Source organism: Sorangium sp. So ce124, from assembly GCF_051525235.1.
Taxonomy (GTDB): Bacteria; Myxococcota_A; Polyangia; order Polyangiales; family Polyangiaceae; genus Sorangium; species Sorangium atrum.
This window is the reverse complement of sequence record NZ_CP150312.1, coordinates 8,046,892-8,068,143: the sequence shown is the minus strand read 5'-3', so window position 1 is coordinate 8,068,143 and position 21,252 is coordinate 8,046,892. Positions and strand designations below refer to the sequence as shown.

Below are 21,252 nucleotides of genomic sequence, written 5' to 3'. Positions count from 1 at the left end.
GCATCGTCGCCGTCTCTCTCAAAGAGCACGGGAGCGAGGCGGATATCATGAGCAAGTTCGCGAGGCCGGCCGTGATTGCGGCGCTGGGCCTTTCGGGAGTGGCGTGCGCGCCGGACGAGTACCGGCCGCTCGCGGAGAACGACGCCGTTCGCATCGACGTCTACGGGTTCGAGCCGCCCCTCGTCCGCGATGGCGTCACGTACCGGGGCGAGGTGGAGGGCTACGTCTGGAAGACGGACAACCCCAATGCGTTCGGTATCCGGAAGCACGACGACGGGGAATATCTCCCCGACAGGTTCGTCGTGAGCAACGGCCTCGAGGAGACCACGCTCCGTTGCGTCCTCTACGAGGACATCTATCCGGAGGACGACCTCATCGCCACCTCCTGTCACGGTCAGTTCGTCCAGGCCGAGCCCGGCCGTGCGATCCGTGCCACCTTCAACGAGTTCGACGGCTGGGAGGTCGTGATGCCCGAACTCTCGAAGCTCACCTCTCCTGAGCAGGACAGCGAGTTCAGCCTCAGCGCCGGCGAGGATCTGGTGCTCTCGTGGGAGCCGCTGGGCACGGACGACCGGATGGGATGGTCTCTCGGACCCGCCAGCTTCGACGACCCGGGGCCGTGTGTGAATGACGTAGAGTGGTACCGTTCGGACGGGTCCATGGACGACACCGGGGCGTTCGTCGTTCCCAGGGATTCGTATCCCACGGGCCTTCCCCCCGACGGGTGTGAGGCTTTCCTTCGGTTCGACCGCGGCCGCCGCGGGACCATCGATCCCGGCGTCCAGAGGGGCTCGATCTTCGCGCGCCAGTCTCACGAGGTACGGATCACGCTGAAACCCTAGCTTCTTTCCAGCGAGAAGGCGCACAGGTTGCCCCCCATGCGGCGCAGCCGTCTGTTGCAATGACATCGGATCGTGGAGGAGTTCATGAGAGGCATTGTGTGGCTGGCCTTGATCGCCGTCCTGGGGCTCTCCGGGGCAGCGTGTGGCCCGGACGAGTACCGGCCTCTGGCGGAGAACGAGGCGGTCGTCATCCGGGTCTACGGATACAACGTGCCGATCGTCCGCGATGGAGTCGAATACCTGGGCGAAGCGGAGGCCTACGTCACGAAGGTGGATGTCAGCGGCGCGTCCGGCGTTCGAGATCCCGGGGACGGGGAGTACCTCCCCGACAGGTTCGTCGTGAGCAACGGCGTGGAGGAGGCCGAGCTCGTCTGCTACTGGTGGCATGACAGCCATCCAGAGGACGACCTCATCGCCGCCAAGTGCCGCGGCTATCTCAAGCAGGCCGAGCCGGGCCGCGCGATCCACGCCCGGTTCAACGACCTCGACGGCTGGGAGATCGTGATGCCCGAGCTCTCGGAGCTCACGTCTCCCGAGCCGGAGAGCGTGTTCAGCGTCGGCGCCGGCGAGGATCTGGTGCTGGCGTGGGAGGCGCTGGGCAAGGACGACATGATGAGGTGGTCTATCGGACCTGTCAGCTTCGATGAGCCGGGCCCTTGTCTGGATGACGTATCCTGGGACGACTCGTCGGGGGAGGTGGACGACACCGGCTCCTTCACCGTTCCCCAAGGCTCGTACCCCACGGGGCTTCCCGCCGAGGGGTGTCAGGCCTTCGTGCGCTTGAGCCGCGGTCGGGACGGGACCATCGATCCTGGCGCCCCGGCGGGCGTGATGTTCGGGATGCAGGTCTACAAGATGCGGATGACGCTGAAGCCGTAGCGCCGTCCTCCAGGCGTGCGCGCAGGTCGGGCCGCCAGATTTTCGCCGGCCTTTCGCTGGCGCGCCGTAGGGAAGAGCTCCTTACCATTCGGCAGCCTGCTCGACGGAGAGCGTCGGCGCTCGCCCCCTGGTGCCACCGATGTCATCATGGCGCGCATGCCCCCCGCGCCGGCGTTCCAGCGAGAAGACCTCGTGGGCGGAGGCCGAGCGATCTTCTGCTGCCGGCAGCCCTCTCCGGTGCAGCCCGCCATGCGGGCGTCCGTGACCCACGCCTTTGCCGCGCTGGCGTTCTACACGAGCGGCTCTTCCCGGATCGAGCAGCGCGGTCGATGGAAAGTCGAAGCTGGAGACGTCCTCCTGGTGCCTGCCGGACAACCGCACCGCTCGATCGAGAAGGCGGCCCCGGAGTGGATCGGCCTTGGCTTCTGTGTCCCCTGCCTGGCCGCCGAGGAGGCGGGCACCTTGCTCGAACCGTTCGAGCGCGTGCGCGCCGGCGCATCCCCCGTCGTTCGGGTGGGCGCGGAGCGTCACGCGCACATCGAAATGCTCCTCCGCGAGCTGATGCGCGCGACGGAATCGCGTGATGGCGGCGCTCCTGACGTCGTCCAGCGGAGCCTCCTTGTGCTCATCCTCGACGAGGTTCGGCAGGCCGCGCGCTCGCAACACCCTGCCTCGGCGTCGCCGGGAGTCGTCGTCGATGCCCTTCGCTTCATCGAGCGAAACTGCCTTCGTCCGCTCTCGCTGAAGGACGTCGCGCGGTCCGTGGGGCGGAGCCCGGCGCACGTGACGACGGCGCTCTCCCGGGCGACGGGCCGGAGCGCGGTCGAGTGGATCGTGGCTGGGAGGATGGCGGAGGCTCGCCGCATCCTCCTCCACTCCGACGAGAGGGTCGAACTCGTCGCCGAGCGCGTCGGCTACGCGGACGCGACGCACTTCATCCGCATGTTCCGTAGAGAGCACGGGGCGACGCCGGCGGCGTGGCGCGCAGAAGCGCGGAGCAAGGGCCGCACGCTCACGCGGGACTCGGCGTCCGGCCGCACACGCTGAAGACGAGGTCGCCGACGAAGGTGGTATTGGCCTTCGTCCGTTCGGCGGCGAGACGTTCTTCCAGGGTGTCCACGTCGACCTCGGCCTCCGACGCCACGCCTTGCTGCACGATGCGCGGGAGCATCGCGCGAACGATGAACGCGAGCTGATGCTGGATCCTCGGCGTCTGCACGATGGCCTCGGCCCTCACGAGCTGCACGGTCAGGCCCGCTTCTTCAAAGACGCTCGGCATCTGGAATCCCATGTGGAGGCTCGCGCCCTCGCGCTCGACGGTCCGCCAGATCCACTGGTGCACCTGGCGGTGCAGATCCATGGGCATGAGGCTGCCCTGGCCCATCGTCGGGTCGTTCTCCTGGAGCAGGATCAAGCCGCCGGCGCGCACGGCACCGGCCATGGCGCGGACCGCAGCGACGGGATCCGGCTGGTACATGAGCACCCTCCGGCCGACGGCGGCATCGAAGCGCTCGGCGGTGGGGGAGAGCGCGGCGATGTCCCGCTCTTCGAAGGCGACTCGGCCGAGCCCCAGCTCGGCGGCTCGCCGGCGAGCGACCGCGATGGGCGCCGGATCGCGGTCCACCCCGAGCACACAGCCCCCTTCGCCGACGATGCGGGCGACCATGAAGCTCACGTCGCCTCGGCCGCATCCCACGTCGAGGACGCGCATGCCGGGAGCGATGCCGGCGTCGCGCAGAAATCGTTCGGTCATGTCGTTGACCAGGTCGGTCATCGTCGTCTCCGCGAGTTCGTCCAGTGATGTTCGTCGCGCCTCGCATCGGCGCAGCACGCCAGGAATGTACGGACTGTCCGTCCTGTGCGGCAGTGCGTGTCTTTGTGCTGGATCGGCGGGGTTTTCGATCGGCGGGCACCGGAAGTCCCGGGCGCACGTCGCGAGCGCGGCGGTGCACGCCGCCGGCGAGATCGGGCCGCGTGCACCGTGCTCCCCGGCGCCCCTCCGCTGCGCGGCGCAGACCCCGCCGCGCGCAGGACCGGCCCCGCAGGCCTCGCCGGGTGCACGCCCCGCTGCGCGGCCGGTGGCCGGCGTGACGCTGCCGGGCCACCCCCGCTCGGCCCGCGCGCACAGCGGCTCAAGTTGCGCTACTCCTCCACCTAGATGGTGCTCCAACCGATTCGCGTGGCCGCGCTCGCCCTGGTGGCAGGTCTTGTCTTCCTCGGATCTCCGGCGTGCAAGAAGGGCGGGGAGGCCTCGCCCGAGCAGGGGCGCAAGCCCGCGAAGCAGGGGCTCAGCTTCCCTGTCGAGGTCGTGCCCGTCACGGCGGAGCGGGTCGAGTACGCCGTGACGGCCGTCGGAGCGGTCGAGGCGTTCGAGCAGGTGCAGCTCACCGCGCGCGTCGCCGGCGTCGTCGAGGCGGTGAGGTTCATGGAGGGCGCCGAGGTCAAGGCGGGGCAGGTGCTCGTCGAGATCGACCCGGCCCGGTACAACCTCGCCGTCCGCGCGGCGCGCGCGACGCTCGAGCGGATGACCGCCACCCAGGCCGAGGCCGCCGCGGGGCTCGAGCGGCGCGAGGCCGAGGGCGCCGAGGGCGTCTTCAGCAAGGAAGACGTCGCGTCCTGGCGCTCTCGGGCGGCGACGACGGCCGCGCAGGTCGCCGAGGCGAAGGTCGCCGTCGACCAGGCGCTCCTGAACCTGCGCGACGCCTACGTGCGCGCCCCCATCCAGGGGAAGATCCAGACGCGCACCGTGCAGACGGGCCAGCACGTGCCTGTCGGCACCGTGCTCGCGACGCTCCTGCGCCGCGACCCGCTCCTGCTCCGCTTCCAGATCCCCGCCGCCGACGCCCTGCGGGTCAGGCCCGACATGGAGGCGCGCTTCACCGTGAAGGGCGACGAGCGGACCTTCAGCGCCAGGCTGACGCACGTCGCCGACGCGGCGGATCCCGCGACGCGCATGGTCGCCGTGACCGGCGAGGTGCAGGGCGAGGGCAAGGAGCTGCTCCGCCCCGGCACCTTCGCCGAGGTGACCGTGCCCGTGGGCGCGAGCGGCGACGCTCCCGTGATCCCACTGACGTCCGTGCGACCGAGCGAGCGAGGGTTCCTCGCGTACGTGGTCGACGGCACCACCGCGCGCGAGCGCGTGCTCTCGCTGGGGCTGCGCACGCCCGACGGGCGCGTCGAGGTGAAATCGGGCCTCTCCGTGGGAGAGCTCCTCGTTGCGCGCGGCGCGGAGGCGCTGCGCGAGGGGGCGCAGGTCCGCATCGCACCGCCAGGCAGCGTACCGGGAGGCCAATCCCCGGCGCGCCGCCCCGAGGGAGGCGCAGATGCCAGCGCCTCCGCGGCCGGCGCGCCACCGCCCGCCTCGGCCGGCGCATCACCGCCCGCGTCGCCACCCGCCTCGTCCGGCGCGCCGCCGCCCGCCTCCGCGGCCGGCGCGTCGCCACCCGCCTCGGCGGGCGCATCGCCGCTGACCTCTCCCGCCAGCTCGTCACGGAGCGTGCCGTGAGCCTCACCGAAGCCTGCCTCAGGAAGCCGGTCTTCGCCTGGATGCTGATGGCCGCGACCATCGTCTTCGGCCTCGTCGCCGTGTCGCGCATCGGCATCAGCCAGTTCCCCGACGTCGACTTCCCCACCATCACCATCTCCGCCACGCTGGAGGGCGCCGCGCCCGAGATCATGGAGCACGACGTGGTCGAGCCGCTCGAGGAGGCGGCCGTCCAGGTCGAGGGGATCCGATCGATCACGTCGACGTCGCGCCAGGGGAGCGCCTCGGTCACCATCGAGCTCGACCTGTCGCGCGACGTCGACGTCGCGCTCCAGGACGTTCAGACGAAGATCTCCCAGGCGCAGCGGCGTCTCCCGCTCGACCTCGACCCGCCCGTCGTCTCCAAGACGAACCCGGAGGACCAGCCGATCATGTGGGTCGGGCTCTCCGGCCCCTTCTCTCCCCAGCTCGTCGCCGACATCGCGCGTTACCGGCTGAAGGAGAAGCTCCAGACGGTGCCCGGCGTCGGAGAGCTCACGCTCGGCGGCTACCTCGAGCGCAACGTCCGCATCTGGATCGACGCCGATCGACTGGCCGAGAAGGGGCTCACCGTCGCCGACGTCACCGAGGCCCTGCGCCGGCAACACATCGAGCTCCCCGCCGGCCGCATCGAGACCGAAGGGCGGGAGCTCAACGTGCGGGTGATGGGGGAGGCGCTCGATCTCGCGACCTTCAAGCGGATCGTCCTCCGCCAGGGCAACCCCGGCGCGGCCGCCCAGCCGGGCGCTGCCGCCCAGGCGGCGGGGCCGCCGTCGTCGGCGCGCGCCACGGTGTACCTGGAGGACGTCGCGCTCGTCGAGGACGGCTTCGAGGACGTCCGCCGGCTCGCCCGGGTGAACGGGGAGCCGGCCCAGGGCCTCGGCGTGAGGAAGCAGCGCGGCTCGAACGCGGTCGAGGTCGCCCGCGGGGTCCGGGCCGCGCTTGCCGAGGTCCAGAAGTCCCTGCCCGAGGGGATGGAGGTCGGCGTGAACTTCGACTCGACGAAGTTCATCGAGGAGTCGGTCCACGAGATCGAGCTCGAGCTCGGCATGGCCATCGCGCTCACGGCCCTGGTCTGCTGGATGTTCCTCGGCTCGCTCTCGAGCACGATCAACGTCGTCCTGGCCATCCCGATGTCGCTGCTCGGCACGGTCGCCGCGATCTACTTCCTCGGCTTCACGCTGAACACCTTCACGCTGCTCGGGCTCTCGCTCGCCGTCGGCATCGTCGTCGACGACGCGATCATGGTGCTCGAGAACATCCACAGGCACGCCGAAGGGGGAAAGGACCGCGTCCGCGCCGCCCGCGAGGGCACGGCCGAGATCACCTTCGCGGCGCTCGCCGCGACGCTCGCCGTCGTCGCGATCTTCCTCCCGATCATCTTCATGGAGGGGGTTGTCGGCCGGTTCTTCCTCCAGTTCGGCGTGACCCTCTGCATCGCCGTGCTGCTCTCGTACCTGGAGGCGATCACCCTCGCGCCCGCCCGCTGCGCGCAGATCCTCGACGTCTCCCGCGAGGGCCGGGGCCGCCTCGGGCGGCTCGTCGATCGCGGCTTCGAGGCGCTCTCCCGCGGCTATGGCTGGCTCCTCGCCCGGGCGCTCCGGTTCCCGGCCGCGGTCGTCCTGCTCGGCGCGATCCTCTTCGCCGGCGCGATCGTCGCCATGCAGCGCCTCCCGACGGAGTTCGTCCCGTCGCAGGACCAGGGGAGGCTCCTTGTCCGCCTCCAGACGGCGGTCGGCTCGGACATCGAGGAGACCGACAGGCTCTTCCGCCGCGCCGAGGCGGCCGTGGGCGCGAACCCGGCGGTGGAGCGGGTCTTCGCCGTTGTCGGGGGCTTCGGCGGAGGGGGCGGCGTGAACACGGGCATCCTGTTCGTCACGATGAAGCCGGCCGCGGAGCGGGCGCTCTCGCAGGCCGATCTCCAGGGCGCGCTCCGCAAGGAGCTGAACGGCTATCCCGGCCTGCGCGCCGTGGTCCAGGACCTCTCGCAGTCGGGCTTCACCGCGCAGCGCGGGTTCCCTGTCGAGTTCTCGATCCGCGGCCCCGACTGGGACGAGCTCACGAAGCACAGCGAGCGCATCCGGGCCGAGCTCGCGCAGAGCGGCCTCGTCGTGGATCTCGACTCCGACTACCAGCTCGGCATGCCCGAGCTCCGCATCGTGCCCGACCGGGCGCGCGCGGCGGATCTCGGCGTGAGCGTCGAGGCCATCGCGACGACGCTGAACACGCTGATCGGCGGCGGGCGCGTCGCCAAGTACAACGACAACGGGCGCCGCATCGACGTCCGTGCGCGCCTGCTCGCGGAGCAGCGGAGCCGGCCCGAGGATCTCGCGCGCATCCAGCTGAGGAGCGCGTCGGGCGCGCTGGTCCCGCTGACGTCGGTCGTCACCTACGACGAGCGCCCCGCGCTCCAGGCGATCACGCGCCGCGACCGGGAGCGCGCGATCTCGGTCTTCGGCAACGTCGCGCCTGGGCGCTCGCAGGGCGAGGCGGTGGCCCGCGTCGAGGAGCTCGGCCGGGATCTGCCGGCCGGCTACCGCCTTGTGCTGGGCGGCGCGAGCGTGACGTTCCGCGAGTCGATGGGCGGCCTCCTGTTCGCGCTGGTGCTCGGGATCCTGGTCGCCTACATGGTGCTCGCGTCCCAGTTCAACTCGTTCCTGCACCCGGTCACGGTGCTGACGATCTTGCCGCTGTCGATCGCGGGCGCCGCGTTTGCGCTGCTGCTGACGGGGCACACGCTCAACATCTTCAGCATGATCGGGATCCTCCTGCTCATGGGGATCGTGAAGAAGAACTCGATCATCCTCGTGGATCACGCGATCGAGGTGAGGCGCGGGCACGGCGAGGGGGAAGGGGAGGTGATGGACGCGCGCGAGGCGATGCTCCGCGCAGGCCCGGTGCGGCTGCGGCCTATCCTGATGACCTCGATCGCGACGCTGATGGCCGCTGTCCCGTCGGTGCTGGCGCTCGGCCCAGGCGCCGAGATCCGAGCGCCGATGGCCGCGGCGGTGATCGGCGGCCTCGTCGTCTCGACGGCGCTCAGCCTCCTCGTCGTGCCGGCGTTCTACGTGGTCGCGGACGACCTGCGGGCGCGCCTCGCCCGGCTCCGGCGGTCGGGCTCCACGGCCGCCACGAGCTCACTTGGGGCCGTGGATCGGTGACCAGTCGGGGGGCGGGTTGAAGGCGAGGTCGATGAGCGATCCGAACGCCTCGCTCGTGAGGACGGTGGCTCCCGTTTCCACGTCTCCGCCCGCGACGAGCTCGGCCTTGGCGATCGCCGCCGCCGAACCGATCTTGGAGGGCAACCACAGGTTCCCCTGCTGATCGAAGGCGATGCTCTCCGGAAGCGCCAGCACCCCCACTTCGAGTTGAACGTCCGGGGTGAGCTCCGCTGACGCTTCGAGATCGCCGGGCTCGAACTTGGCAATGGTGTTCGAGCCCCAGTAACCCACCCAGAGCGCGCCCTGCTCGTCGAACGCGAGCCCCGTCGGGTGGCCCAGCGGCCCGATCACCGGCTCGGGGGTGAGCGCCTTCAGCACCACGTCGGCGGGATCCCCGTCGTCCGCGGCGAGCCGCTCGGCCGTGTACATCAGCACCGCGTCCTGCTCGGCGCTCGCCACCCACAGGTTGCCCGATCCGTCGAACGCGAGCGCTTGAACGTTCTCGATCTCGTCTCCGGTGATGGTCGCGGAGGGCTCCACCACGCCGGAGCCTTCGAGATCGGCTGCGTCGATCCTCAGCAAATGATCGCGGATCCCGACCCAGAGGTTGCCGGCGGCGTCGAACGCCAGGCCGCCCGCGGCGCAGGGGATGACGCCCGCGCACGCCTCGGACACGTCGAGCACGCGGTCAGGGGCGGCCTCGCTGCTCTCGCCCAGCGTGTCGACGAGCCGCACGGTGATCTGCCCCGCGTTGGCCGAGACCCACAGGTTGCCGGCCCCGTCGAACGCGATAGCGCCCTGGTTGATGATCTCGGCGCTCCCCTGGAACGCGACGCTCGGTGTGACCGCGCCCGACTCGAGCAGCGCCTCGCCGTCGAGCGCGCCGACCAGCTGGTCGCCGTTCTGCGCGGTGAACCAGAGCTTGTGGCTCCCGGGCGTGAGCTCGTAGTTGAAGGTGACCTCGGTGGTCGCGCCGTCGGCGACGCAAGCGCTCTGCTCCGGGTCATCGGGCCGGTACACGAAGCCGACGCGTTCGCCTTCCGGGTAGTCGGCCACGCTGCCTGCGCGCAGCGTGTACTCGCCCGCCGGCGTGTCGAGGGACGCGCTCGAGACCACGCGCTCGTCCGGCACTCCGGGCGAGGTCACGGCGACGTCTCCGGCGTCGTTCGGGCTCACGATCTCGATGTCGAGCGTCCCGTCGCCTCCGGCTTCGCAAGCCGCGCCACCACCTTCACCGCCGCCGCCTTCACCGCCCGAACCCGCCTCCGACGGGTCGTCGTCGCTGTCCCCACAGCCCACGGAAACCAACGCCGCGAGCAGAACCCAGGAAAGTCGTTTCATGGGGCACGAGTCTAGGAACCCGGGGCAAACACCGCAAAGGGCGTGTGGCCGCCGAACGCTCGATTTCGAAAAAAAAGCGTGGATCTACCAACGACAGCGGGCGCCGCGTGGACGTGCGCGCGCGACTTGTGCTTCCCGAGAGTGACGCTAGAAGGTTCGAATCCTTCCCCTTGCACCAAGACGATCCATTGAAGCAGCACGCATCCGGCCGGCGTGGCGAGGCCAATGAGCTGTTTCCTGCGCCCAGTCGCATCGCGCGGAATAGGCTGCCAACTCGCCGCTGTTGCTGACACCGCATCGAGCCTCTCTTCGCGTGGCGGGGCTCAATTGAGCAGAGAGCGAGGCGCTAGCCAGCGCAGCTCCGTCGACCCGCTGCGGGCGATCTCGACGCCGAGATGAAGCATACCGCAGCAGTGTCGAAATCCGGGGGAGCGACGCACGGACCTCGACGACAGGGCCACGGTAGGGTTCATGTGTACGTTCACCGGCGGCGCTGCGGTCCCGCATTGGCGTGACGGTGCCGCGGTGCGCGGCTCGCCGTCGGCGCCGCTCGCTCTTGACCGCGTCAACCACGCGCTGCGCCGTCGCGTGCCCCTTGTGGTATCCTGCGGATCATGGAGCGAGCCATCCAGAACCCGCCGCCTGGCTTCGACGAGCTCACCGTGAACGAGCAGATCGAATACGTCCAAGCGCTCTGGGAGCGGATCGCGGCGAGGGAGGACGAGGTGCCGGTACCCGAGTGGCATAGCGCCGAGCTCGATCGCCGGCGCGCCGAGTACGAAGCAGCGCCAGACGCTGGCCGGTCCTGGGAAGAGGTCGAGGCCGACCTTCGTGCGAGCCTCGCGACGCGTCGATGATCCGGCTCATCGTACGCCCGTCTGCCGAGCTGGACATCCGGGAGGCGGCGGAATGGTACGAGGACGAGGAGGCCGGGCTGGGCGGACAGTTCGTTGATGAACTACGGCACATCGTCAGCCGGATCCGCGAGCTCCCGTCGCAGTTCCCCGACGTCGGGCGGGGGACTCGTCGTGCACTGCTCAAGCGATTCCCCTATGCGATCTACTTCCTGCTTCGTGGTGAAGCCGACCAGCGGGCGGCGGTAATCCTTGCCGTACTCCATCAGCGGCGCCGCCCGTCTGTTTGGAAGAAACGCACTCGAGACGAAGGCGGAGCCGGCTAACTCGGCGCCGGCGCCGGCGCCGGCCGGATCCTGTCGGTTCGTTTCCGCCCGCGCTCGCCGGACCCATGATCGAGACAAGCCGCTCGACATCCAGCTTCATGCGCGCCTAGCGTGCGCCACATTCGGCGAGAGACACATGACCGCTCCCCAGAACCCCCTCATCAACGACCGCGACGTCGAGTTCCTCCTCTACGAGGTGCTCGACGCGCCGCGCCTCTGCGAGCTGCCCTATTTCGCCGAGCACTCGCGCGACACGTTCGATCTCTACCTCCAGAGCTGCCGGCGCTTCGCGCGGGAGGTGCTGTTCCCGACCTACAGGCCGGTCGACGAGGCGCCGCCGCGCTTCGAGGGAGGCGCCATCACGGTGCACCCCGCCATCAAGCGGGTCTTCCGGCCGATGGTCGAGCTCGGGGTGCTCACCGCAACGCGGCCGGCCGCGGTGGGGGGCCAGCAGCTGCCGCTCGTCGTCGCCACGCTCGCCGGCGCCTACCTTCAGGCGGCGAACCTGAGCGCGTGCGGCTACCTCAGCCTGACGGCCGGCGCGGCGCACCTCATCGAGACGTTCGGCGACGACGCCCTGCGGTCCGCCTTCATGACCCGGATGTACGCCGGGGAGTGGACCGGGACGATGGCGCTCACCGAGCCCCAGGCCGGCTCGAGCCTCGCCGACGTGCAGGCGAGCGCGGTGAAGACAGACGCGGGCCACTACCTCGTCCGCGGGTCCAAGATGTTCATCTCGGGCGGCGATCACGACCTCACCGAGAACATCGTCCACCTCACGCTCGCGCGCATCGAGGGCGCGCCTCGGGGCATCAAGGGCGTGAGCCTGTTCGCCGTCCCCAAGCGGCGGCCCGAGGGGGGGCAGCTCGTCCCGAACGACGTCGAGGTCGCCGGCATGATCCACAAGCTCGGCTGGCGCGGGCTCCCCAGCCTGTCGCTCAGCTTCGGCGAGAAGGGGGACTGCCACGGCTACCTCGTGGGCGGCCCCCACCAGGGCGTCGCCTGCATGTTCCAGATGATGAACGAGGCCCGCATCATGGTCGGCGCGAACGCCGTGGCGACCGCCTCCGCGGCCTACCACGAGGCGCTCGGCTACGCGCTCGTCCGGCCGCAGGGCCGGCCGCTCGGCGCGAAGGACCCGGGGGCGCCGCAGGTGCCGATCATCGAGCACGCCGACGTGCGCCGGATGCTGCTCCGGCAGAAGGCCATCGTCGAGGGCGGCCTCGCGCTCGTCTCCACGACCGCGCTGTACGCCGATCTCGCGGCGCACGCCGCGGACGCGGCGGACCGGGAGCGCGCGCAGCGGCTCCTCGACCTGCTCACCCCCATCGCCAAGACCTTCCCCGCCGAGACGGGCTTCGAGTCGAACGCCCTCGCGCTCCAGGTCCACGGCGGCTACGGCTACTCGAGCGAGTACCTCCCGGAGGCCTGGCTCCGGGATCAGAAGCTCAACTCGATCCACGAGGGCACGACCGGGATCCAGGGCATGGACCTCCTCGGCCGCAAGGTCGTGGCCGGGAACGGCGCCGCGCTCATCGCGCTCGGCGGCGAGATCCAGCAGACGATCGTCCGGGCGCAGCGAGCCGACGTCGAGCCCGCGTGGGGCGAGCGCCTCGGCGCGGCGCTCTCGCTGCTCGGCGAGGTGACGGTGCAGCTCGCCGAGGCGGGGATGCGCGGCGACACCGAGCGGATGCTGCGGCACAGCGCGGATTACATGGAGCTCGTCTCCGTTGTTGTCGTGGCCTGGCAATGGCTCGCGATGGCCGCGGCCGCCCGCGAAGGGCTGGCCAGGGGCGCCGCCCCGGCCGGCTTCTACGAAGGCAAGCTCTGCGCGGCGCAGTACTGGCTCTCGACGGAGCTGCCCCGGGTCGAGGCGCTCGCCGCGCTCTGCCGCTCCGGCGAGGACTCGTACGCCAGGATGCAACCCGGGTGGTTCTGAGGCGGGAGCGGCGCGGGGCGCCGAGCTCCTCGTCGCGCGCAACGAGCTCTGCGCCCCGACGCGGGCCGAGACCGTCGCGATTGCGGTCCTGCGGGCGCGACCGAGGTGCTGGTGGTTCCGTCGATGCGGACCCCGGGCGGCGCCCACGCCAAGGTGGAGACCCCGGAGGCCATCGCGCGGCTCCGCGCAGAGCACCCGTCGGTCACCCTCCGCTACGCCTGGCCGTTTGACCTCTCGGAGGTGGCGCGCCTGCTCGCCGCGCAGCTCGCGCGGGACCTCGTCGAACGGGTGCGTCTCGCGCCACGAATCAGCGGTGATGGGCAGCTTGTGGCAGCAGCGCTTCGGACGGATGCGTGCCCCTCGGGGCTTGCTCCGCCACTATTCAGTGTTACTATGTACTGGTAGTCAGTGACGTTAGGTAGTTCGAGGAGCTGTTCGTGGGCAAGCAAATGACGGAAATGCTTAAGGGAATCCTGGAGGGCATCGTCCTCGCGATCCTGTCCATACGGCCCGCGTACGGCTACGAGATCACGGCGCGGCTGCGGGCTCAGGGCTTCTCCGACATCGCCGAGGGCACCGTCTACGCCCTGCTCGTCAGGATCGAGCAGCGCGGCCTCGTCGACGTGGAGAAGGTCCCGTCCGAGAAGGGGCCGCCGCGCAAGGTGTACTCGCTCAACGCTCAGGGGCGGGAATACCTCGAAGAGTTCTGGAGGACCTGGAGCTTCCTCGCTGAGCGGCTCGAGCAGCTCCATGAAGGAGGCAGATGACATGTTCATCTCAGAGTTCATCTCGAAGGTGATCGGCGAGAAGGGGCAATGGCGGCAGTACAAGGCGCGCGCGAGACAACTTCCCGCGAGCTATCGCACGGCGGTCGATGCGCTGGAGCGATACCTGATGTACTTCGGGACGGGGGGCGACGGGACTGCGATTTACGCGGACCTCGTCGACCTGTTCGAACAGAGCGCGGCGAACCGGACCCCGATCCGCCAGATCGTCGGGGAAGACCCCGTGGAGTTCATCGAGACGTTCGTCCGGAACTACCCGAAGGGTAAGTGGATCATCCGGGAGCGGGAACGGCTGACCAACGCCATCGAGCGCGCCGCCGAAGAAGAAGCGAGGGGAGTCTGATGGCGAGACAGCACGCACTCCACGTTCAGGGCCTGGAGAAATCGTTCAACGGCCTGGAGGTGCTGCGCGGCGCGGACTTCGACGTGGCGCGGGGCAGCATCTTCGCCCTGCTCGGCTCGAACGGGGCGGGCAAGACCACGGTCGTGAGAAGCCTGTCCACGCTGCTCCGGGCCGACGCCGGGACTGCCAGCGTCAACGACTTCGATGTCGCCACGCAGGCTGCGGATGTACCGGCCTGGTTGGAGCTCCCCACGAACTACGGGAACGTTCGCAACGAGCTCCACGCTGCCAGCGCACCAGAGCCGAGCGAGGAAGCCGTCAAGACCCGTGCTCGGACGGGCTATGGCGACATCACGATTCACCGCTCTCTCGAAACACGAGCAGCAGCGGACCTATGACGTCAGCCCGCGAAGCACAGTGCCGTAAGCGTTGCGGCGCTGCGCATGCGATTCGTTTCAGACCCTCCAGAGAAGGCGGTGCAGCATGTCGGACACGACAAGCGGGACAGTAGTGCAGGGACACGTCGAGGACGGCTGGGGGAAGGTGGCCGATGCCTTCCGCGGGAACTTCGAAGGGAGCCCAGGCGAGGTCGGCGCGGCGTGCTGCGTCTACGTGGACGGCCGTCCCGTCGTCGACCTGTGGGGCGGCTTCGCCGATTGCGAGGCGAACCGTCCGTGGGACGAGGACACCATCGCGTTGGTCGCCTCCACGACCAAAGGCGCTACCGCGATCTGCGCCCATCTGCTGGCACAGCGCGGCGAGCTCGATCTGGACGCTCCGGTGATCCAGTACTGGCCGGAGTTCGGCGCTGCCGGCAAGGAGCATATCCCGGTGCGCTGGCTGCTCTCACACCAGGCCGGTCTGCCGGTCGTCGATGGTCCGCTGACATTCGAGGACGCCTGCGCCTGGCATCCGGTCATCCGGGCGCTCGAGGCGCAGAAGCCGCTGTGGCAGCCGGGCACGGAGCACGTCTACCACAGCATGACCTTCGGGTTCCTGGTCGGGGAGGTCGTGCGGCGGATCACCGGCAAGTCGCTCGGCACCTTCTTCGCCGACGAGGTCGCTGCCCCGCTCGGGCTGAGCGCCTGGATCGGGCTGCCCGGGGAGCAAGAGGGACGGGTGGCGCGGATCGAGTACGCCGCTCCGTTCACGCTGGAGGAGATGACCGCCGGGATGATCGAGACCACCGGCCTCGATAGGGACACGGTCATCGCCTGGATGAACGCCGTGTGGGGCCCGGACTCCGTGCAAGCCCGCGCCGGCCAGCTCGGCGGCGCCTTCGATCCCGCCAGCGACTACATGAACACGCGTGCCTTCCGCGCTGCTGAGCTCCCCTTTGGGAACATGTTCACGGACGCTCGATCGCTGGCGCGGATGTATGCGGCCACGGTGAGCAAGGTCGACGGCGTGCGGCTGCTGAATCCGGCGACGGTCGAGAAGATGACCGTCGTCCAGACCGACAAGACGAAGATGAACGGGCTGCCGCCAGGACTGGACGTTCCGGCCGACCGCTCCTTCTACATGGCGCTCGGGTTCTGGCGGGCCTGCCCGCCGATGCCCTGGGCCGGGCCCGGGTCGTTCGGCCACCCCGGCTCCGGCGGATCGGTCGGCTTCGCCGACCCCGATGCCGGTGTCGGCTTCGGCTACGTCACGAACCTCTGGTCATTCCGGATCGGCGAACCGCGAGCGTCGAACCTGGCCGCGGCGGTCGCGGCCTGCCTCGGGTGACCGAGGCCTCACGTGCTGAACTTCATGACGTTCTCGAGGAAGGAACTGGTGCAGCCTCCTCGACGGTGAGCTACCGCACTGCTGGTGGCTCCAGTGCTCGCGAGGAGCCGATGCGGCTCGGCTGCTCCAGGTATGTCCTTGGAGCAACATCTTGGAGAGCTTATCTTGTTCCTGCCCGGTGCTTACGCTACCTGATTGACGCCACCTTCAGGGGTGGCCGGACAAGGCAGGGCAGCGGGCTACCAGGCGCGCTCCTTGCTTTACAGGTGACCCAGGATTCCTCCACCAGGAGAGCGAGATGCACGTCCCGACGACGGCGATCCGGCCTCAGCTCGATATTCGTGCCCAGGCGCCCGTGCCCACGAAGCACGGCGTCTTTCAGATGTTGGTGTTCCACTTCGGTGGGACGACGAGCCCCGACCAGGGGCTCTCGCCCGATCACGTCGCGCTCGTCATGGGCGACGTGCGCGGCCGGTCGGACGTGACCCTGCGCGTCCACTCCGAGTGCCTCACGAGCGAGGTGTTCGGCTCCCTCAAGTGCGACTGCCGCGAGCAGCTCGAGGCGGCCCAGGCCGAGATCGGGCGACGCGGGCTCGGCGTGGTGCTCTACCTGCGGCAGGAAGGGCGCGGCATCGGGCTCGCCAACAAGATCCGGGCGTACCAGCTCCAGGCGTTCGGCCACGACACGGTCGACGCGAACCGCATCCTCGGCCTGCCCGACGACGCCCGCGGCTACGAGCCCGCGGCCGCGATGATCGAGCACCTCGGCATCGAGTCGATCCGGCTGCTCACGAACAACCCGGACAAGGTCGAGGCGCTCCGCGCGCTCGGCGTCCGGATCGCCTCGCGCTCGGCGGCCATCGTCCCGGCCAACCCGTTCTCCGCGCCCTACCTCGAGGCGAAGCGCCTCCGGATGGGCCACGTCATCCCGTCGCTGCGCGACGGCGAGGGCGCTGCGGTCGGCGACGCCGAGTAGCCGCGGGGGCTGCTCTCAGCCCCGCCGCAGCGCCACGGCCGCGGCGCGCTCGAGCACGCGGAAGGTGAAGCTCTCGGTGAGGAAGAGCTCCACGACGTGCCTGTCGTGCCCGTCGTAGCCGATGGACAGATCCTCCCCGACGGTCAGCTCGAAGTCGCCGCCTCGCGTGCTCAGGAGCACGCCGCCTTCGAGCGCGGGCGCCCACACGATCGGCCCGTCGATGAGCTGGCGCTCGATGTGCTTGAGGAGCGGGTACCCGTCCTCCGCGGCCGCGGCCAGCTCGTCGTACGCCTTCGGACCCAGCGCGAGCGCATAGGGACCGTCGACGCCCGCGGCGCGGAGCACCTCTCTCGCCGCCACCACGGCGCGCGGCCACGCCTCCGGCGCGGGGATCACCACGGGCTTGTGCGGCGCGACCTCCAGGATCCCCTCGATCCCGGCGGCCGCGAGCCCGTTGAAGATGGCGCCGTCCTCGAAGCGCGCGGCGTGCTCGGCGGCGCGCACGACGTCCTCGATGTTGGGTTCCTGCGCGCCGCGCCCGACGGCGTCGAGCTCGGCGAGATCGAGGCGGATGGGCGCGCGGAACTCGACGAGCGGCCGCACCAGGCGGATGCCCGCGCTCACCGAGGACGCCTCCTTCCGCTCGAGCGCGCGCGTGCGGCCCGTGTTGACGGCGGCGTACTCCCAGCCGAACGGGCCGCGGAAGTCGACGACCTTGCGGCCGGCGAGGTGCAGCTTGAGCACGCGCGTCGCCTCGTGATCGATGAGGTCCCACGCGGCGGGGAGGATGGGAGCGAGCTCGCGCTTGAGAAGATCCATGATCATGCCCCCTTCAGGCTCCCGATGCCGAGCGCACCGCTCGGCGCCATGGCGCCGGTCTTCGCCGTGGCGCCGAGCTTCGCCGCCTCCTCGGCCGCTTCCACCTCGGTGATCGGCCCCTGGCTGTTGAGATAGATGTCGATCTTCTCCTGGAAGACGCGATCATTCCGCCGGAGCCACTCGAGGTTCATCATCGCGTGCTCCACCTCCTCCTCGAGGTGGTGGAGCAGCACGGCCCGGAGCTCCGCGTCCGTGCACGCCTCGGCGCGCTGCTGGTACCAGTCGATCGCCTCGAGCTCCTCGATCAACGAGACGATCGCGCGGTGCCGTTCCTTGGTCGCCTCCGACAGGAGCTCGGGCAGCTCGTGGTAATTCTCGCTCGACACGCCGCTCTGTCCTTCTGCCTAGGCGCTCTTTCGCGCCGTTTGCACCTGGAACGCCACGATCTCCGGCTCGACGTTCGAGCGGCCGCAGGCCGTGCACTGGGCCGTGCGCTCCCGCTTCAGGCGTTCGAACTCGGAGAGCGACGCGACCACCTCGAACTCGGCGCCGCAGTCGTTGCACTTGAACTCGTACGTCGGCATGGAGCTCCTGTCTTGCAAATGTGAACTGAATCACATGTGCGGGCACAAGCGAGATCCGTGCCCTCCCAGGATTCGAGCCGACCCAGGTTGCAGCCGGACGACCGCGGGTGTCGTCGGCATCGCGCGCAAATGACGCTGCGCGGCCGTTGTCGGAGGCTGAGCTGCAGCCGCGGCGGGGGCTCGGGCCGGAGCGCCCATGCGCTCGCCGCGTGCCTCCCGGCGCTGGAACGTGTGACCTCGACAGGTCGGCCGGTCGCCTCGCTACCGCCTTCCACCGTGCGTGAACAGCACGGCGTCGCATCGACCGGGCCGTGGCCCAAACCTGAAACGGTCAGGACCGAGCAGCTGAGCTGCCCCTCGGAAACTGGAAACGGTCAGGGCCGGGCAGCCGAACTGCCCGTCGGAAACCGGAAACGGTTAGGACCTGGCAGCTGAGCTGCCCCTCGGAAACCGGCAACGGTTAGGGCCGGGCAGCTGAGCTTCCCTTGGAAACCGGAAACCCAGGCCGCGGCGTCCGCGGCCACTCTGTCGCACATCATGGCAGCTCGTCGCTATCTTTTGCGGCCGCCCCCATGACCGCGCGACGGTGCATCTCCTGCAGCGCGTCGTTCCGATCTCGCCGCTGGACCAGATCGTCGAGCTCGCCGGGCCCGATCAGCACCACGAGCAGGCCCTTCTCCGCCTTCCGGAGCTGCAGCTGGCGCACGGTGTCCGCAATGCCCCCCGGGGCGACGAGCAACGCCAGTCGGCAGCGATCGAAGCGGCCTTCCATCTTGGCCCAGAGATCTCGGAGCTCCTTGCTCCCCACGTGCTTCGACCAGTTCTTGCACTCGACCAGGAGATAGGGCGATTCCTTCTGCCAGAAGGGGTCTGTGGACCTGTTCTGGACGATGATGTCGATCTCCTCGACCTCGTTCCGGAGCCGCGTGTCCAGGCGTTCGAAGCCTGGGAGCGTCTTGAGGAGCAGCGCCATGAGGCGCTCGAGCAGTGTGCCCCGCCGGTTGCGATCGTGTTCCGCCTGCACCGCCGCCCACGTCGCTCGGATCGCACGCTCTGTCTCATCCATATCGAGCGTCGCGAGCCACCGTTCGCGGACGGCTTCCATCGCGTTGCGCACCTTGACCCGCAGCAACGCCTCGAAGACGGCGGTCTTCTCGAGGTAGTCGTACGCACCCTCGCGGAAGGCTCGCTCGACCGCCTCCCTGGACGCGTAGGCGGTCACCAGGAGGACCTTCGCCCCGGGCGCGCGCCGGCGGGTCTCGTCGATGAGCCCCAGGCCGCTGTCCGGGCCTCCTGGACCCTGGAGCTTCTGGTCCACGAGCACGACGGTCCAGCCTGGCTCGTCGAGCCGGCGCAGCGCCTCGCCGTGGGTGGTGGCGGTCTCGACGGCGTATCCTTCGGCTGCGAGGATCTCCTCGTAGGTCTCCAGGAAGGCCGGATCGTCGTCCACGATGAGGATGCGTCCGTCGCCGCTCATGGTGTCCTTCCTCTCCGCAGCGGTATCACGATCTCGAAGCGGGCGCCTCCGAGCGGGCTCTCTCCGCACACGACGGACCCCACCATTTCTCCCTCGATGACCTGGCGGACCAGCGCCAAGCCTTGACCGCTGCCACCGGCGCGCAGCGCTACCCCTGGTTCGAAGATGGCGCGGCGCTGGTCAGGCGGCACGCCGGGGCCGTTGTCGTCCACGCGGAGGAGGATCTCGTCGTCCTTCACGTCGAGGGAGACCTCGACGATGCCCTCCCGCCCGGCCACGGCCTGAGCGCTGTTTCGCAGCACGTTCGTGATGGCGAGGACGAAGCGACCGCGAGGCCCAACGACAGCTGGCGCTCCCTCGATCGGCGCGCAACGAAGGCCGCCGTTCAGCTCCCCTGCGAGGCCTGCAATGGCGTCCCGCAGGGCGGCGGAGACGTCGAACGGCGCCGCCGGCTCCTCGCCAAGGTTGGCGACCCGGAGCATCTCGTCAGCGAACGCGAGGGCGCGGTGGATGCCGGCGTCCACCCGGCCACGATGACGCTGGAGCGGCTCGATATCCATCGCGTGCCCGAGCTCTCTGACCAGGCGGGACAGCGCGATCTGGGCGGGAACGAGCGCGTTCCGGATCTCATGCACGACCATCCGGGCCTGGAGCGCGGTTGCGGCCGCTGCGCTCTCCCGGAGCGCCCGCTCCGGGTCCGGTCGGACGCTGTCGAGCGCGAGCGCGACCTCGTCCCGCAGGAGCGCGTCCGCGAGCACCGCAAAGGGGGTCGCGCGCTGCTCGGCGATGTCCTCCAGGAGAGGGCGAGCCCGGTCGAAGACGGTGTAGGACCAGCCCATGAGCCCCTGCTCGGGATCCTGACGCTGGTACTGGAGCAGCTTCATCGCTCCGAGGCGGCGCACGGTGGCCAGCGAGAAGGGCCATGAGCCATCGAGCTGCTCTTCCACCTCCACTTCGCGCCGCGGTTCCTTCAGCAGCTGCGCGGCGAGCTCCGGGGAGATCCGCCACTCGTCCGCAGGCCCGAGCGATTGCGCAGCCTCTAGCGCGAGGAGCCAGCGCACCGCGTCGAGACCGGGGAGGCTGAGGAGCGTGGCGCCGCTCCTCGTCAGCGTGTACCGGTCGGCGTGCTTCCGGATCGCTCGGATCTCGAAGGCGTAGCGTGCCGGCGACTCCCATCCGTACCGCTGCTGAGAGCGCTTCAGCCGCTCAGACGCAGCCTCGGCGATCCTGCCGATCTCTTCATCCAGGCCGCGCGCGCCCGAGCTGTCCCAGTCACCGATACCGAAGCCGATGGCGACATCAATGAGCCTTCGGAGCTCCTCCGCGGACGCATCCGGCACCAGCGACTCGACGAGCTGATCCGCGACCTCCTCCACGAAGGTCGGCAGATCCCATCTCATGTTGTAGAGGAGCTCGTCTTCCCTGTGCCAGGTGTCCCGCTCCCACCTCTCTGGTGGCGTGTCGTCCTGGCTCAGCTTTCTGGAGGCCACGACGCGCTCCCACGCAGCGGCGAAGTGGCGCCGGTGCGCGGCGAGGTCGATATAGACAACGGCGAGCCCCTCGGGCGCGCGCGCGACGCGCTCGAGGTAGCTCCGGAGCCTCTCGAGGTACCCCATGGCTCCTACATCAGGCGGCGCCGGCGGCCGAGTCAACCTGCCTCCGCTCGCCGCCGGGA

General features: G+C 69.8%; 19 protein-coding genes and 1 pseudogene. 13 read left to right on the top strand and 7 right to left on the bottom strand.

Annotated features, from left to right (window positions below):
* Positions 1–47 precede the first annotated feature (47 nt).
* The 3 genes from WMF19_RS30175 (at position 48) to WMF19_RS30165 (ending at position 2,768) form a co-directional block, all read left to right on the top strand.
* Positions 48–842 (top strand): hypothetical protein, encoded by a 795-nt coding sequence (locus WMF19_RS30175; protein ID WP_437893537.1) that lies wholly within the window; start codon positions 48–50, stop codon positions 840–842.
* Between the two features lie 84 nt (positions 843–926).
* On the top strand, positions 927–1,721 hold the full coding sequence (locus tag WMF19_RS30170) for a hypothetical protein (protein WP_437893536.1): 795 nt from the start codon (positions 927–929) through the stop codon (positions 1,719–1,721).
* Between the two features lie 147 nt (positions 1,722–1,868).
* The gene (locus WMF19_RS30165) at positions 1,869–2,768 is read left to right on the top strand and encodes a helix-turn-helix domain-containing protein (protein ID WP_437893535.1); all 900 of its coding nucleotides are present in this window, start codon (positions 1,869–1,871) and stop codon (positions 2,766–2,768) included.
* On the opposite strand, the gene WMF19_RS30160 is transcribed toward WMF19_RS30165, so the two are convergent.
* Complete coding sequence (locus WMF19_RS30160; protein ID WP_437893534.1) at positions 2,734–3,495, bottom strand: methyltransferase domain-containing protein; 762 nt, start codon at positions 3,493–3,495, stop codon at positions 2,734–2,736. The genes WMF19_RS30165 and WMF19_RS30160 overlap by 35 nt on opposite strands.
* A gap of 384 nt (positions 3,496–3,879) precedes the next feature.
* Here WMF19_RS30160 and WMF19_RS30155 point away from each other — a divergent pair, with 384 nt between their 5' ends.
* Complete coding sequence (locus tag WMF19_RS30155; protein ID WP_437893533.1) at positions 3,880–5,226, top strand: efflux RND transporter periplasmic adaptor subunit; 1,347 nt, start codon at positions 3,880–3,882, stop codon at positions 5,224–5,226.
* Positions 5,223–8,405, top strand: a complete 3,183-nt coding sequence (locus WMF19_RS30150) for an efflux RND transporter permease subunit (protein ID WP_437893532.1) — start codon at positions 5,223–5,225, stop codon at positions 8,403–8,405. Before WMF19_RS30155 ends, WMF19_RS30150 begins: the two co-directional genes overlap by 4 nt.
* On the opposite strand, the gene WMF19_RS30145 is transcribed toward WMF19_RS30150, so the two are convergent.
* A complete protein-coding gene (locus WMF19_RS30145; protein WP_437893531.1) occupies positions 8,382–9,746 on the bottom strand; it encodes a Vgb family protein in 1,365 nt (454 codons plus the stop codon). The two genes, WMF19_RS30150 and WMF19_RS30145, sit on opposite strands and share 24 nt — an antisense overlap.
* A 614-nt stretch (positions 9,747–10,360) precedes the next feature.
* Between WMF19_RS30145 and WMF19_RS30140 the strand changes: the two genes are divergently transcribed.
* The 8 genes and pseudogenes from WMF19_RS30140 (at position 10,361) to ribA (ending at position 16,697) form a co-directional block, all read left to right on the top strand.
* Positions 10,361–10,603 (top strand): addiction module protein, encoded by a 243-nt coding sequence (locus WMF19_RS30140; RefSeq protein WP_437893530.1) that lies wholly within the window; start codon positions 10,361–10,363, stop codon positions 10,601–10,603.
* Positions 10,600–10,926 (top strand): type II toxin-antitoxin system RelE/ParE family toxin, encoded by a 327-nt coding sequence (locus tag WMF19_RS30135; protein WP_437323305.1) that lies wholly within the window; start codon positions 10,600–10,602, stop codon positions 10,924–10,926. Before WMF19_RS30140 ends, WMF19_RS30135 begins: the two co-directional genes overlap by 4 nt.
* Positions 10,927–11,062: 136 nt before the next feature.
* A complete protein-coding gene (locus WMF19_RS30130; RefSeq protein ID WP_437893529.1) occupies positions 11,063–12,865 on the top strand; it encodes an acyl-CoA dehydrogenase in 1,803 nt (600 codons plus the stop codon).
* Between the two features lie 437 nt (positions 12,866–13,302).
* Positions 13,303–13,632, top strand: coding sequence for a PadR family transcriptional regulator (locus tag WMF19_RS30125; RefSeq protein WP_437323303.1), 330 nt, complete (start codon positions 13,303–13,305; stop codon positions 13,630–13,632).
* Positions 13,616–13,993 (top strand): DUF1048 domain-containing protein, encoded by a 378-nt coding sequence (locus WMF19_RS30120; protein ID WP_437323302.1) that lies wholly within the window; start codon positions 13,616–13,618, stop codon positions 13,991–13,993. Before WMF19_RS30125 ends, WMF19_RS30120 begins: the two co-directional genes overlap by 17 nt.
* Positions 13,993–14,262: pseudogene (locus WMF19_RS30115) on the top strand (ATP-binding cassette domain-containing protein); the annotation flags it as partial. The gene WMF19_RS30120 and the pseudogene WMF19_RS30115, both read left to right, overlap by 1 nt.
* A 214-nt stretch (positions 14,263–14,476) precedes the next feature.
* Positions 14,477–15,721 (top strand): serine hydrolase domain-containing protein, encoded by a 1,245-nt coding sequence (locus WMF19_RS30110; protein WP_437893528.1) that lies wholly within the window; start codon positions 14,477–14,479, stop codon positions 15,719–15,721.
* A 298-nt stretch (positions 15,722–16,019) separates the two neighbouring features.
* On the top strand, positions 16,020–16,697 hold the full coding sequence (gene ribA, locus WMF19_RS30105; RefSeq protein WP_272094217.1) for a GTP cyclohydrolase II: 678 nt from the start codon (positions 16,020–16,022) through the stop codon (positions 16,695–16,697).
* Positions 16,698–16,712: 15 nt separating this feature from the next.
* Here ribA and WMF19_RS30100 read toward each other — a convergent pair whose 3' ends face one another.
* The 5 genes from WMF19_RS30100 to WMF19_RS30080 form a co-directional block, all read right to left on the bottom strand.
* The gene (locus tag WMF19_RS30100; RefSeq protein WP_272094216.1) at positions 16,713–17,516 is read right to left on the bottom strand and encodes a family 1 encapsulin nanocompartment shell protein; all 804 of its coding nucleotides are present in this window, start codon (positions 17,514–17,516) and stop codon (positions 16,713–16,715) included.
* A 2-nt stretch (positions 17,517–17,518) separates the two neighbouring features.
* A complete protein-coding gene (locus WMF19_RS30095; RefSeq protein ID WP_437893527.1) occupies positions 17,519–17,902 on the bottom strand; it encodes an encapsulin-associated ferritin-like protein in 384 nt (127 codons plus the stop codon).
* 18 nt (positions 17,903–17,920) lie between these two features.
* Positions 17,921–18,100 (bottom strand): FmdB family zinc ribbon protein, encoded by a 180-nt coding sequence (locus tag WMF19_RS30090; RefSeq protein WP_437791338.1) that lies wholly within the window; start codon positions 18,098–18,100, stop codon positions 17,921–17,923.
* 535 nt (positions 18,101–18,635) lie between these two features.
* A complete protein-coding gene (locus WMF19_RS30085) occupies positions 18,636–19,577 on the bottom strand; it encodes a response regulator (RefSeq protein ID WP_437893526.1) in 942 nt (313 codons plus the stop codon).
* Positions 19,574–21,193, bottom strand: a complete 1,620-nt coding sequence (locus WMF19_RS30080) for an ATP-binding protein (RefSeq protein WP_437893524.1) — start codon at positions 21,191–21,193, stop codon at positions 19,574–19,576. Before WMF19_RS30080 ends, WMF19_RS30085 begins: the two co-directional genes overlap by 4 nt.
* Positions 21,194–21,252: the final 59 nt, after the last annotated feature.